The 13462-nt window shown below is 71.8% G+C and carries 9 protein-coding genes; 4 read left to right on the top strand and 5 right to left on the bottom strand.

What is annotated here, in order from left to right:
• The first annotated feature begins 74 nt into the window (after positions 1–74).
• A complete protein-coding gene (locus NQZ70_RS00635) occupies positions 75–770 on the top strand; it encodes an acetoacetate decarboxylase family protein (RefSeq protein ID WP_129572477.1) in 696 nt (231 codons plus the stop codon).
• A 66-nt stretch (positions 771–836) separates the two neighbouring features.
• Here the strand turns inward: NQZ70_RS00635 and NQZ70_RS00640 are convergent, their stop codons facing one another.
• The 5 genes from NQZ70_RS00640 to NQZ70_RS00660 all read right to left on the bottom strand — a co-directional run bounded on the left by NQZ70_RS00640 (position 837) and on the right by NQZ70_RS00660 (position 10000).
• On the bottom strand, positions 837–1697 hold the full coding sequence (locus tag NQZ70_RS00640; protein ID WP_165373727.1) for a class I SAM-dependent methyltransferase: 861 nt from the start codon (positions 1695–1697) through the stop codon (positions 837–839).
• A 189-nt stretch (positions 1698–1886) separates the two neighbouring features.
• Positions 1887–3023, bottom strand: a complete 1137-nt coding sequence (locus NQZ70_RS00645) for a hypothetical protein (protein WP_129572479.1) — start codon at positions 3021–3023, stop codon at positions 1887–1889.
• 439 nt (positions 3024–3462) lie between these two features.
• Complete coding sequence (locus NQZ70_RS00650; protein WP_129572480.1) at positions 3463–3876, bottom strand: PilZ domain-containing protein; 414 nt, start codon at positions 3874–3876, stop codon at positions 3463–3465.
• A 155-nt stretch (positions 3877–4031) separates the two neighbouring features.
• Positions 4032–8150: a DUF3344 domain-containing protein gene (locus tag NQZ70_RS00655; protein WP_129572481.1), complete on the bottom strand. Its 4119-nt coding sequence runs from the start codon at positions 8148–8150 to the stop codon at positions 4032–4034.
• Complete coding sequence (locus NQZ70_RS00660) at positions 8147–10000, bottom strand: OmpA family protein (RefSeq protein WP_165373728.1); 1854 nt, start codon at positions 9998–10000, stop codon at positions 8147–8149. The genes NQZ70_RS00655 and NQZ70_RS00660 overlap by 4 nt, the downstream gene beginning before the upstream one ends.
• A 592-nt stretch (positions 10001–10592) precedes the next feature.
• On the opposite strand from NQZ70_RS00660, the gene NQZ70_RS00665 reads away from it, so the two are divergent.
• From NQZ70_RS00665 to NQZ70_RS00675, 3 genes are all read left to right on the top strand, one after another.
• Positions 10593–10775: a hypothetical protein gene (locus NQZ70_RS00665; RefSeq protein ID WP_272827520.1), complete on the top strand. Its 183-nt coding sequence runs from the start codon at positions 10593–10595 to the stop codon at positions 10773–10775.
• Between the two features lie 230 nt (positions 10776–11005).
• The gene (locus NQZ70_RS00670) at positions 11006–12049 is read left to right on the top strand and encodes a PHB depolymerase family esterase (RefSeq protein WP_129572483.1); all 1044 of its coding nucleotides are present in this window, start codon (positions 11006–11008) and stop codon (positions 12047–12049) included.
• A 267-nt stretch (positions 12050–12316) separates the two neighbouring features.
• The gene (locus tag NQZ70_RS00675; RefSeq protein ID WP_237244899.1) at positions 12317–13351 is read left to right on the top strand and encodes a DUF3237 domain-containing protein; all 1035 of its coding nucleotides are present in this window, start codon (positions 12317–12319) and stop codon (positions 13349–13351) included.
• Positions 13352–13462 lie beyond the last annotated feature (111 nt).

Raw genomic sequence — 13462 nt, forward strand, 5'->3', positions numbered from 1 at the left:
AGCGATGCATCCCCTGACGCTGCTCGACCGTGATAGCGTGCCGCCTCGCTCTATCGAGCCCACGGAGATCTGGAATGGGTCAGAGCGCTGGAAGCCATCCTCCTGACGTCAAGATAGCTCCGGCGCCGTGGACGCTGACCGGCGACGCCTACATCGCGATGCTCGAGCTCCCGGAGCGCCTGCTCCGGGAGCGGTGCTTCATCCCGGAGGCGCTCCGCCCGCGCTTCGACGGGCGCTACAGCCTGCTCATGGCGCTCGACTACGCGTCCTCGAACGTGGGGCCTTATCGCGAGCTCCTGTTCATCCCAGGGCGCTACCGCACGCGCCGCGGCCTGCGCTGGTCGATCAGCAAGATCTACGTCAGCTCGTGGGAGAGCGTGATGAGCGGCCAGGCCAACTGGGGTATCCCCAAGGAGCGCGCCGATTTCGATCTCGCGCGCGAGGCCGACGGCAGCGAGCGGCTCCGGGCGTCGCAGGGGGGCGACGTCTTCGCCGACGTGCGCTTCGCGGCCGCGGGCCCGAGCCTGCCCGCCTCGAGCGCGCTCGTGCCCGCGCGCCTTCGCGGGCTCGTGCACCACCGCGACGGGCACGATCACTTCTGCACGCCGACCGCGGCCGGGCGCGTCCGCCGCGCGCGCCTGCTCGACGCGCGTGTCGATCCGGCGCGCATGCCGCCCATCGACGCGGGGCGGGTCGTGTTCGCCGTCCGGCTCTCCGGCTTCCGGGCCGAGTTCCCGGCGGCCGACGTCGAGCTCCCCGACGCGGCCTGACACCCTCGCCCCGCTGTCCGGCGGCGAGCCCGGCGACCTCGCCGGGCTTGCCGCCTCGCCTCGCCGTCACTCCGCGGCCGCCATCACGATCCACACGGCGCTCCCCATGCGCACGCCCTCGGCGCCCGCGTGGGGCGCGATGGCCTCGCGCAGGTCGGCGCGCACGCGATCGACGAGCTCCGGCGCGGCGTTCGCCTCGCGCAGCGCGGCGGCCGCCGGACCCATCTTCAGGAGGAAATCGACGGTCTCGTCGAGCGCTCTCCCGCCTGCGATCGAGAGCTCCTGGTCGATCGGCTCGCACTGCACCCGGACGAACCCGGCGCGCGAGAGGACGTCGCCGACACGCGCTGCGTCGGCGAACGCGAACGGGCCGGGCGCGTGCGGGTCGGCCTGCGCCAGCGGGAGGTGCCTGCCCAAGATCTGGGTCGGCACCGAGAGCCAGGGGTTCTCCTGGAGCGATCGCCAGCAGACGAAGGCGAGCCGCGCGCCGCGCCGCAGCGCCTTCCGGAGGTTCTCGAAGGCCGCCGCGGGGTCGGCGAAGAACATCACCCCGAAGCGCGAGTAGAGGACATCGAACGGCCCGGGCAGCGCCGCGGTCTGCGCGTCCGCGTTCTCGAAGGCCACGTTCGCGGCGCCCGCCACCAGCGCCGCCGCGCGCGCCCTGTCCAGCATCGGCGCCGAGACGTCCACGCCGACCACGGCGCCCGAAGGGCCGACGCGGCGGCCGAGCTCGAGCGTCGTCTCGCCGATGCCGCAGCCGACGTCCAGGACGCGCTCGCCCGCGGCGATGCCGGCGCGATCCATGGCGAGGGCGCCGAGCGGCCGCATCTGCGCCGAGATGAGGTCGTTGAGGGCCACCCACTTCGGTCCGGCGACCTCGTTCCAGCACCGGATCTCGTCGGCGTTCGGACCGGAGACCTTGATCATCGCTCGAGCTCCTTCGGTGCCCGCGCGGCGGGCTTTACCGGCGGTGCCCGAGAGGTACCTCCGATCTGGGTCGGGTTCCACACCGGCATCGTCGCGGCCTCCGCCCATGGGCGGCCGCGCTCCGAGCCAGGTGTGGCTGCATGAATGCAGGGACGAGCGCCGCGCGCCCCGGCCGGCCGGCGCGCGCGCTCAACGGCCGAGAGCGAGCAGGAGCTTCAGAGAGCCCAGGATTTCCTCGTTGGTCAGAGCGCAGTGGCCGTAGCGGTGGACCGGGATAGGGACCACGACGCCGCGATCCGAGGTGTCGACCTTGAGCAGGTAAAGCGGCTCGTGCCAATAGGGGACGATCGGATCCAGGGTGGTGTGGAGCGTCACCAGCGGGAGCGACACGTCGCCGGTGGTCTCGTGCTCGGCGACGTTCCGGAGCGCGCGCGGCGAGGCGGCGAAGCGCTCGACCCGCAGGTTGAGCAAGAGATCGTTGTGCGAGCCGACGTAGAGGCGCCCGCGGTTGTCGTAGGGGTTTCCCCCGAGCTGCTCGACCGCGTCGTTTGTGGCGAAGATGTTGAACTCGAGCACGCTAACGATGGTCGTCGCGATGGTCTCCGGGTCGCCCGGGTCGAAGGCCGCCTTCGCGGTGCGGACGAGCTGCTTGGCCGCGCCGGGGTTCGCGGCGATGGCGGCCTGCACCCGCGGCAGGTAGACGGTGAACCAGCCGGCGATCACCTCCGGTGGAATCTCGATGGCGCTGCCGGGGATCACGCCGGGAAAGAAGTAGTCGAAGAGCGCCCGGAAATCGCCGAAGTAGTTGAGCTGCTCCCGGAAGCTGCCGATGGGCCCGCACATGGCCAGCCCGCCGCTGTACAGCTCCGGATACCGCTCGAGCGAGAGCGTCGTGACGAGTCCGCCTTCGGAGACGCCGAACAGGTACGTGTGCGCCGGAAGCGCCCTCGCGCGGAAAGCCTCGACGAGCTGCCGGACGTCCTCCACCCCCGGGAGGATTGCGAGCCCGTTTCGCCGATAGCTCGTCGTCGCGAAGGCGAAACCGCGGCTCAGCGCGGCCTCCTGCGGGTTGAACCCCTCGGGGAACGAGAAGCTGTAGAAGTCGAGGGGCTGGAGAGGGGAGACATATCCGTGCGCCCACACGAGGAGGTCGCCGTTCCATCCGCGACGGGGAATGCAGAGGCGGATGCGCGCGCGGCTCGGGAGGACCTCGTCGGTGCAGCCCTCGGGCGCCGGGCCCAGCACCTGCGCCTCGGCCGGGGCGGCGACGGCGCAGAGCAGCGCCGCCGCCGCGATCGCTCGCGCGAATCGAAGGAACGTTTGCATGGTCGACTCCGTTGCTGCGCCGCTCGACTGCGGGGCTCGCGCGGCGGTGTGCGGATGCTCGCCTGTTGCGCGATGGCCATGGTAGCCGTGGTCTCCAGCGAGTCAATGCTCGCGCGCTCGCGTGCTCGCGTGCTCGCGTTGAAGATGGCTTATCGCTCCTGCCGCGCAGTTGTGTGGTGAACGCTCGCGCCGCCCGTCGTGAGTGCAGGACGGGCATGTTGCGTGGTGGTCGCTCGAGAGCGGAGCGAGGCCGAGAAGCCTATTCGACCGAGGGTATGGCCCGTTCCCGGCGGAATACGGGTCGTGACACACCTCGCCGGGCGGCGCGCTCGTCGCACGTGCCGGCGGGGGCGCCGGCCAGCCGCTCGAGGTGCTCCCAAGCGCCCCGCAGGCGGCCGTCGCGCGAGGGGCGATGCCGGCCCGCTCGCCTGCGCGCCGATCAGCTGAGCGCGATCATCGCGGCCGTCGCCGCGTAGTCGACGCGCTGCGCGCGGTACGGGTAGGTCGGCGGGAAGCGCTCGAGCGCCGTGCGGAGGCGGCGGGTCGACGCGCCGTCGAGCGGGTCGAAGCGCAGGCCCACGGCGCGGCCCGGGTCCCCCTCGCGCCGGCCGTGCAGGGTGCGCGCGATCGTCGCCGTCGCGTCGATCCAGACGTCCGTGTCCGGGATCCGGAACGAGACGATCACCGGCTCGCCCGTGAGCGCGCGGGCGCTCGTCAGCACGAGCATGCCGTCGATGGACAGGTCGATCGCCCGAGTCCCGAGCAGCCGGAAGCCCCGCTCGCGCACGGCATGGCACTCCACGATCGCGGCGCGGCGCGTGACGCGGCGCTCGCTGGCGAGCAGCATCTCCATGGTCGTTCTCCTCAGCGCGGTACGCTACGGAGGAACGCTACAGGTGAGCAAGAAAACTACATGAGGGGGCCCCGCGCCGCGGCGGGGATGAGGGGGCCCCGCGCCGCGGCGGGGATGAGAGGGCCCCGCGCCGCGGCGGGGCCCCCTCGTTGTCGCTAGCGGCCCGTGCGGCGCCGGCGCAGGGCCAGGCCGGCGAGGGCGGCGAGCATGGGCAGGAGCGCAGCCGCGCTCCGGGCGTTGCCCGCGGGCCCGGGCCGCGCGGTGCAGAGGCCGTTGCCCTCGGCGAAGATGCCGGTCGGATCGTTCGCCTCGGCGGGCCCGCAGGTGCCCGGCGCGCTGTCGGTCGAGCTGCACACCTCGTCGGACGGGCAGCTGTTGCCGTCGGCGCCGCGGCAGCCGTCCACGCAGGCATGATCCACACAGATCGACCCGCTCGTCGGGCCGCCGCAGTCGCTGTCCTGCCTGCACGTCTCGGCCTGATCGTCGTCCCCGTTGTTGGGGTCGGTCTCGCCCGGGTCGATGGCGCCGTTGTGGTTCGCGTCCTCCACGCCGTCGAGCACACCGCCGTCGTCCGTGTCCGGATCGAGCGGGTTCGTGGTCGTCGTCGGGTCGGCGTCCGGGATGCAGGTCTCCGCGGCCGGGTCGGTCGCCGCGTCGGAGCAGTCGAGCCCGAGCTCGGTGCCGTCGAACAGCCCGTCGTTGTCGCTGTCGGGGTCGAGCGCGTTGATCAGCCCGTCGCCGTCGTGGTCGTCGCTGAAGTTCGGCTCGGCGCCGTCGAGCACGCCGTCGTCGTCGCTGTCCGCGTCGTTCGGGTCGGTTCCGATCTCTTCCTCGAGCGCGTCGATCAGCCCGTCGCCGTCGGTGTCCGCCGGCATCCCGTCGTCGTCGCCGTTGTTGGGATCGGTCTCGCCCGGGTCGATGGCGCCGTTGAGGTTCACGTCCTCCTGGCCGTCGGGCACGCCGCCGTCGTCCGTGTCCGCGTCGAGCGGGTCGGTCTTCGTCGCGCCGTTGTCCGCGTCGGGGCGGCAGTGGCCCGCGTCCGCGTTCGTGCCCTCGCCGTCGCAGCCCAGCCCGAGCTCGGTCCCGTCGAACAGCCCGTCGTTGTCGCTGTCCACGTCGAGCACGTTGATGAGCCCGTCGCCGTCGGTGTCCTCACCGGGGCGCGGCTCCTGCCCGTCGGGCACGCCGTCGTCGTCGCTGTCGGCGTCGTCCGGATCGCTCCCGATCATCTCCTCCACCGCGTCGGGCAGCCCGTCGCCGTCGCGATCGTCCGCCACGGCGTCGTCGTCGCCGTTGTTCGGATCGGTCTCGCCCTCGTCGATGGCGCCGTTGTGGTTCGCGTCCTCCACGCCGTCGGGCACGCCGCCGTCGTCCGTGTCCGGATCGAGCGGGTTCGTGGTCGTCGTCGGGTCGGCGTCCGCGATGCAGTTGCCCGCCTCGGGGTCGGTGGCCTCAAGGCCGCAGGGCAGGCCGAGCTCGGTGCCGTCGAACAGCCCGTCGCCGTCGCTGTCGGGGTCGAGCGCGTTGATGAGCCCGTCGCCGTCGTGATCGTCGCGGAAGTTCGGCTCGTCGCCGTCGATCACGCCGTCGTCGTCGCTGTCCGCGTCGTTCGGGTCGGTGCCGATCTCGGTCTCGAGCGCGTCGCTCAGCCCGTCGCCGTCGGTGTCGACCATCGGCAGGTCGTCGCGGCCGTCGTTCGGGTCGGTCTCGTCCGCGTCGACCACGCCGTTGCGGTTGATGTCCTCGTTGCCGTCGGTCACGCCGCCGTCGTCGGTGTCCGCATCGATCGGCGAGGTCTTGGTCGCCCCCTCGTCCGCGTCGGGGATGCAGTGGCCCGCTTCCGTGTTGGTGGCCGGGTTGTCGCAGCCCAGCCCGAGCTCGGTGCCGTCGAACAGCCCGTCGTTGTCGCTGTCGACGTCGAGCGCGTTGATGAGGCCGTCGCCGTCGGTGTCGTCGCCGAAGTTCGGCTCGTCGCCGTCGAGCACGCCGTCGTCGTCGCTGTCGGCGTCGTTCGGATCGGTCCCGATCGTCTCCTCCAGCGCGTCGCTCAGCCCGTCGCCGTCCGAGTCCACCGGCGGGGTCGCGTCGTCGTCGCCGTTGTTCGGATCGGTCTCGCCCTCGTCGACGACGCCGTCGAGGTCGACGTCCTCGTTCCCGTCGGACACGCCGCCGTCGTCGCTGTCGGCGTCGAGCGGGTCGGTCTTCGTCGCCCCCTCGTCCCCGTCGGCGCGGCAGTGGCCAGCCGCCGCGTTGGTGGCCGGGTTGTCGCAGGGCAGGCCGAGCTCGGTGCCGTCGTAGAGCCCGTCGTCGTCGCTGTCCGGGTCGAGCGCGTTGATGAGGCCGTCGCCGTCGGTGTCCTCGTTCCAGCGCGGCTCCTGCCCGTCGGGCACGCCGTCGTCGTCGCTGTCGGCGTCGTTCGGGTCGGTGCCGGCCTCGACCTCGTCGGGATCATCGATCCCGTCGTTGTCCGAGTCGCAGCCGTTGTTGAGCACGCCGTCGCAGTCGTTGTCGATCGAGTCGCCGCAGACCTCGGCGCCCGTGGGCTCGCAGACGCAGGTGTTGCCCTCGGGATCGCACGTCGGGGTGAGCGTCCCGCAGTGCGCGTCGGTGAGGCACTCGACGCACGTGTTGGGCGTCCCCGCCGTCTCGCAGTACGGCGTCGGCGCGGCGCACTGCGCGTTCGTCTCGCACTCGTCGACGACGCTCTCGGTCGGCGGCACGCCGTCGGTCGGCCCGTTGCCGTCGGTCGGCGTCTCCTCGGCCGGCGCGCCCTGCTGCCCGGCCGCGCTGACGATCGCCTGGTTGCGGATGAGGCCCGAGGCGCCGGCGTCGACCCTCACCTGGAAGGTGACCGTCGACGACCCGGTGGCGGCGGGGAGCGAGCCCCCCGTCGCGCCGTTCGCGCCGGTGCCGAGCCGCACGCGGACCGTGCGCGTCGCGGCGTCGTACTCGCCCTGGTCGTCGCCGGCCGCGTCCGTCTTCGCGCCCATGTTGGCGCCCGCCGTGACCGAGAGCGACCCCGGCACGTACGTCACGCCCGCGGGCAGCGGATCGGTCAGCACGGTGTTGACCGACGCGTCGTTGCCGGTGTTGACGACCTGGATCGTGTACCGGATCACGTCACCCGGGAGCAGCAGTCCGCCGTTCGCGTCGACGGCCGACTTCGTGGAGGACGTGAAGTCCGGCTTGAACGTCGAGATCGACGTGACGAAGCCGGCGAGGAAATACAGGTCCATGGTGCTCGACGCCTCGATGGGCGCCGAGGTCAGGCCCGGGGTCACCATATCCCTGATGTTGAAGACGTCGATGTCCATGCCGGCCATGGTCCCGGGGGTCCCCGCCAGCCGGGGGAGGTCGCCCTCGTTCGACACCGGCACGCCGAAGTAGGACCGCGTGCCATTGAAGAAGTTGTCGACGGGGTTCTGATCGTTGGCGAGCGCCACCCCGTTGAAGAGGAACGCGTCTCCGGGGATGGACTGATCCCCCTCGAACGTGACCATGCCGATCTTCGCGTCATAGCCCGCGTTCGGCACCACGAACCCCGACAAGGTGGCGGACTGGGTCGACCCGCTGGCCACCGTGTCGAGCCCGTCGAAGAGCGCGAGGTTGCGCGGCGGGTCGGAGGCGAGCTCGTAGAACACGACCAGCCACCACCCGGCGAAGTGGTTGTCGAAGAGGTTGTTCGTGAAGCTCGCGGTATTGACGCCGCTTACCCGGTACGCGCCGGACCCGTGCGCCTGCACGATCGGGGTGATGTCCGCGACCGACTGGTAGTAGAGGCGATTCGAGCTGACTCTCTCGACGCTGTCATCGGCCGTCACCTCCTCGGAGAAGCCGCTCGCGCCGGGCCGCTCCAGGGTGATGGCCTCGTCCGCGGTCCCGGCGCCCGCGACGGGCCCGAGGTGCGCGGACCAGTACAGGTACGCGTGGGTGACCGTCGCGCCGGCCGGCACCTGGAGCACCGCCGTGGTGCGCGCCTGGGCGGCGGTGATGCTGCTGCTCGCCTCCGCACCGCCCTCCGCGGGCGAGTCGGCGCGCCAGAAGATGTCGGGCGCGCTGTCGCCGGTGTTGCTCCCGCAGGGGCCGACGTCGCCCAGCACGGGCGGCTCGATGCCGTCGCCGCCGCACTCGTAGCCGAGCGTGTTCCCGATCAGGACGAAGTCGCCCCGCTGATCGACCTGCACGCGCAGCGCGGGCGCCGCGTGCGCTGCGCCGCTCTGCCCGCCCATCCAGGCGAGCCCGACAAGACCACCTATGAAATAACGTCGCTTCACGGCGCCTCCTGCTGCTGCTTCGGCTTCTTCTCGAGGATCTTGAACTGCACGCGGCGGTTCTTCTGGCGTCCCTCTTCGGTGTCGTTCTCCGCGATCGGGACGTCAGGCCCGTAGCCCTTCGACGCCAGCCGCTCGGCCTCGATGCCGCGCTGGACCAGCGCCTTCGTGACCGACTCGGCCCTCGCCTGGCTGAGCCGGATATTGTACGCGCGTCCGCCGCGCGGATCTGTGTGCCCCTGCACCTCGATCTTGGTGATCTCCGGGTGCTCCTTCAGCACACCCGCGACCTCGTCGAGGAGCTCGTCGCTCGCCTTCTTGATGGTCGCCTTGCCGGTGTCGAACTGCACCTGCTGCAGGATGACGATCTCCTGCTCGGTGACGCGCACCGCCACGGGGCAGCCGTTCTTCGCCGGATCCGGATCGGGCTTGCCCCTCTCGTCCGGGCAGGCGTCCTTGTCGTCGCGCACCGTGTCGCCGTCGCGATCGCCGGGGCAGCCGTTCGTCGCCGGATCCGAGGTGCGGAGCCCGGGGATGTCGGGGCAGGCGTCCTCCGCGTCGATCACACCGTCGCCGTCCTTGTCGGGCGGCGGCGGGCAGCCGTGCTTCTTCGGGTCCTCGTTGCTCGGGCCGGCCTCGTCCGGGCACGCGTCGACGTCGTCGGTGATGCCGTCCTTGTCGCGGTCCCCGGGCGGCGGGCAGCCGTGCTTCTTCGGGTCGTCGTTCGCGATGCCGGCCGTGTCCGGGCACGCGTCGACGCGGTCGAGGATGCCGTCCTCGTCGCGATCCGACGGCGGGCAGCCGTTCCTCTTGGGATCGGGGTCGCCGACGCCGGGCACGTCCGGGCAGGCGTCGTTCTCGTTGAGGATGCCGTCCTTGTCGCGGTCGGGGTCCTCGCGCCGGACCTCGGGCGAGTACGCGAGCATCGCGACCGCGCGGAAGTCCGGGGTGCCGATGCCCGACGTGAAGCCGGGGCCGGCCGCGACGCCGATCTCGAAGTCGCGGACCGCCGGCGCGAAGCGGTAGCGCACCCCGAGCAGCGCCTCGACGTTCGTGTTGCGCGCCTCCGGCTTCTCCAGCACGGTCGACACGGTCACCTCGGGCCCGATCTGGAGCTGCTCCTCGGGCAGCAGCAGCAGGCCGACGCCCGCGCCGCCGTTGAACATCAGGCCCTGCCGCACCTGCGCGAACGTCTGCGCCGGGCGCAGATCGACGCCGGCCGCGGCCGACCAGACGAAGCCCGGGACCCGGCCGCCGGCGATGAGCTGGGGCATGCCGCGCACCGAATCCTCGCCCACGAACGAGCCTTCGCCGCCGCCGGTCGGGAACCAGATGAAGCCGCCGACGGCGAGCTGGAACGGGTCGAAGTAGTCGCCGAGCAGGCGGAGGCGCAGCCCGACCCGGAGGTCGCCGATCTGCGCGCCGCTCGGCGAGGCGAACGAGAGCCCCTCGGCTGCCGGGCTATCCCCCTCCTGCAGCACGGCGAGCGGCACGTCGACGTTCACGTGCAGCCGGTCCCAGAGCGAGAGCGAGCCGTTCAGGTGCAGGAACAGCTGGTGCCCCACGATGGCGCCGAGGTGGTCGTCGCTGCCCTCGCGCGTGAGCACGAGCGGGTTGTGGGCGTAGTCGCCGAGCAGGGCGAGGTGGAGCGTGGGGCTGCCGTCCTGGCGCGGCGAGGCCGCGTACGGCGACGACACGCTGAACATCCGGTCGCCGGCGGGCGCTGGGTTGAAGCGGTTCAGCGCGAGGCCGCGCGCCGGTCCCGCCTCCTGAGCGGACGCTGGCGCGGCCCACGCCGCCGCCGCTAGTGCGGCGGCGCCGCAGATCCATCGAGGGGGGAAATGGACTCTCATGCGCAGGATCACCTATGGGTGCATGGGGCGAGCGGCCGTCGACTGCACCGGCGCGCAGGCACGTTGGGGGAAACACCGCGTCCCCGACGAGGAGGAGCGGCCAGCTGCTTCGAATCCCGGGCCGTCTTATATTCTCCGCCGGCCGCCATCGGTGGACTTTTCGATGGGCGGCCGGCCAAATTCGCATCGGCCTCGACAGGTCGGCTCCTGCTGCGACCCGGGCTTCGCAGCGACGTCGCCGCCGAGCCTATGCAAGCGTTGTGCACGCCTCTTCGCGCGCGGCGCCGGCGAGCTCCGGCGACTTTGAGCCTCATGGCGGCTCCGCGGCGGGGCGATAGAGGTCTACAGACATCAGCGCTGCGGCCCAGGTGCATCGGGGGGGCGCCGTGAAGCCACGCCGTCATCGGGTCGCGCTGTCGCCCGCACTGGCGGCCGGCTGGCAAGGCTTCTTGCTGTCGCTCCCGTTCGGGCTGGCGGGCTCTTCCGTGCTCGCGGCCTCGGCGCTGCGCCGCCGCGGCCTGCGGATCGCGCTTCACGATCACGGCATCGTGGTGGATCGCCGGCGGGCCGTGCGGTCACGGTGTTCGACGGCGTGGACGACGTGTGGCTCGACCGGACCTCGACGCCGCTCAGGGCCGCCCGAGGCCAGACCGTGTACCCCTGGCGGACGGTGCGCCTCGACCGCGTCCCGCGCCCGACCGTGTTTGCCAGGCTGGCGGTCGAGCGCGCCCCACGCGTGGAGCGCGACGAGGTCTCGGCGGCGTGGACCGGGTGAGGGGGCGACGGGCGGAGGAGATCGACGTCGCGCGCGCGGCGGGGCTCGTTCGAAGCCGACGCTCGCCCGGATCGCCCAGCCCACGCATGCGAGCGTGACGCCTCGCATCGGAGCATAGGCGAGTATGCCTATGCCTCGCGCGAGAGCGCTCGGGTACGACGTCGTTGCGGTCACCCGCATCGGGTGATGCGGCGGCGCACGGTGATCTCGGGACAGGGAGGCGAGGGCGAATGGAAACGCTTCGTAATTGGGGCGCGATCGCTCCAGGGCTCGTCGCGCTCGCGGCGTTCGCGGCGCTGGCCTGCTCCAGCCAAGGAGATGGGACGACCGAGGCCGGCGGCAGCGCCGGAGGGCTCGCCGGGCCTGGCACCAGCGGCTCCGGCGCCACGGGGGGCTCGTCGGCGACGGGCGGCTCGTCGGCGACGGGTGGCTCATCGGGGGTGACCGGTGGCGTCGGCGGCAGCGGCGGGCGCCCCTCCTCGGGGGAAGCTGGCGCGGGCGGCATGGGCGCCGGCTCTGGCTCCGGCGGTTCCGGGGGCGAGACGCAGAGCGCGGGTTGCGGCAGCGCGACGGCGCCGAAGAGCGGCCGCTTCAGCATCGATGTCGGGGGCGCGACGCGCGAGTACATCCTCGCCGTACCGGACGGCTACGATTCGAACCGTGCTTACCGGCTGATCTTCACCTGGCACCCCCGCGGCGGGTCGGCCGAGCAGGTCGCGACGGGGTTCGGCGGCGGCTACTACGGCCTCCAGAGCCGCGCCGCCGGCTCGACGATCTTCGTCTCGCCCGAGGGCATCGACCAGGGCTGGGCGAACACGGGGGGCCGCGACATCGCGTTCCTCCGCGCCATGCTCGACCGCCTCCGCGCCGAGCTCTGCATCGACGAGAGCAGGATCTTTTCGACGGGGTTCAGCTACGGCGGCATGATGTCCTACGCGATCGGCTGCGCGATGGGCGACGTCTTCCGTGCCATCGCCCCCATGTCCGGCGCGCTCTACAGCGGTTGCGACGACGGCGACCACCCTGTGGCCATGTGGGGCTCCCACGGCGACGCCGACAACGTGGTTCCGCTCGACAATGGTCGGACCGCTCGCGACGTCTTCCTCGAGCGAAACGGCTGCGATCAGCAGACCAAGCCGGTCGACCCGAGCCCCTGCGTCAGCTACGAGGGCTGCGACGCGGGCTACCCCGTCGTCTGGTGTGAGTTCAGCGGCGGCCACGCCATGCCGAACAATTCCGGTGAGTCGATCTGGAACTTCTTTTCTCAGTTCTGAACCAGCGCTCGCCCGAACGACATGCTTTTGCCTGGACAGGTGGATCCGATGATGAGGATCGCGAACGTTTCAACGAAGCTCTTGCTGATTGGACTCCTTGGCATCTGCGCTGGGGGGTGTGGTGACTCCAGCGACGATGACAGCGCAGGAGCGGCGAGCAGCGGCTCTGGCGGCGCGGTGACGGGCGGTCCTGGAGGAACGACGGGCACCGGTGACGGCGCCGGCACGGGCGGCGCGGGTGGCGGGACCGCCGGGACCGGTGGATCCATGGAGACCGTTGGCAGCGGCGGCACCGGCGGGATGGTCGGCAACGGCGGCGGCGGCGCCGGCGGCAGCGGCGGCGGCGGTGAGGCGACGATCGTCCCCGATCCATCGTGGACATGCGGTATGCCCGACGGCATTCCGCTCCCCACGCGCGGCAAGCTCGTCTTTCGGGCGACGCTCCAGCTCGGCGAGACCCACGATGTCGGGACCACCCAGTTCGGACACCGTCGCCTCCTCGACGTGAAGGGGGGCACGCTCGAGGGCGACAAGATCCAGGCCACGTTCCTCACGGGCGGCATGGACCTCGAGCTCACGCTGTCGAACGGATCCGTCGAGCTCGAGGAGATCAACATCCTGAAGGCGAGCGACGGTTCCCTCATCTATCTGCGGAGCTGCGGCGTCGCCCCCGCCGGCGATTCGGTCGTCCGGATCGTCCCCGATTTCGAGGTGGCGCAGTCGAGCGCGCTCGCGTGGCTCAACACCGGGAAGTTCGCGGGCACCCGTGCCGTCGACGCCGAGGCGGGCACGCTCCAGCTCGACGTCTATGACATCTCCGAGGTGGCCGCCGCAGAGCCGAAGATCCAGCTCAAGGATCCCGAGGGCGTCCCCCATCAATCGTGGGAGTGCTCGACGGCGACCGGGGCGAGGGGCTCGAGCGTGTTCACCGAGTCCGTCACGCTCGGCTCATCCATCTCCGTCGGCGCGAGCAAGCGTGGCACGCGCAACATCATTCCCATCACCGGGGGCACCGTCACCGGTGGAATGCTGCTCAGCGGCCTCTCGGGCTCGGTGCTCCCCGGAGGCGCGGATTACCAGCTCATCGGATCGAGCACGGTCCTGGACGCCAGGTACGCGCTGTCCTCGAGGGACGGCGAGGTCATCGTGGTGAGGAACTGTGGACCGTTCGGCGCGCTCGTGCCGGTCTTCGAGACGCGTGCGGACGGCCCTTACGCGATCCTCAACACGAAGTCGTACGTGAGCTCCGACCCGGGGGGGGCGGCGGGTGGGGTGAGCCTCACCTTCTACGAACGCAAATAGAGCAGCGCCGGAAGGTGCGGATCGGCAGCCCGACGTCGCGGACGAACAGCGCCCGCAGGTGCGCCGGGGACCCCCCTCGCCGGCGCGGCGGGGCGCGGGTCGGCGGACGGG

It is taken from the genome of Sorangium sp. So ce836, from assembly GCF_028553905.1.
Classification (GTDB): Bacteria; Myxococcota_A; Polyangia; order Polyangiales; family Polyangiaceae; genus Sorangium; species Sorangium cellulosum_D.

Coding starts and splice junctions, on each gene's coding strand:
- NQZ70_RS00640 (WP_165373727.1), bottom strand. CDS start 1,697: ATGATCAAGGTCTCCGGTCCGAACGCCGACGAGATCCGGTGCTGGAAC.
- NQZ70_RS00675 (WP_237244899.1), top strand. CDS start 12,317: ATGGAGACCGTTGGCAGCGGCGGCACCGGCGGGATGGTCGGCAACGGC.
- NQZ70_RS00645 (WP_129572479.1), bottom strand. CDS start 3,023: ATGCAAACGTTCCTTCGATTCGCGCGAGCGATCGCGGCGGCGGCGCTG.
- NQZ70_RS00635 (WP_129572477.1), top strand. CDS start 75: ATGGGTCAGAGCGCTGGAAGCCATCCTCCTGACGTCAAGATAGCTCCG.
- NQZ70_RS00670 (WP_129572483.1), top strand. CDS start 11,006: ATGGAAACGCTTCGTAATTGGGGCGCGATCGCTCCAGGGCTCGTCGCG.
- NQZ70_RS00650 (WP_129572480.1), bottom strand. CDS start 3,876: ATGGAGATGCTGCTCGCCAGCGAGCGCCGCGTCACGCGCCGCGCCGCG.
- NQZ70_RS00660 (WP_165373728.1), bottom strand. CDS start 10,000: ATGAGAGTCCATTTCCCCCCTCGATGGATCTGCGGCGCCGCCGCACTA.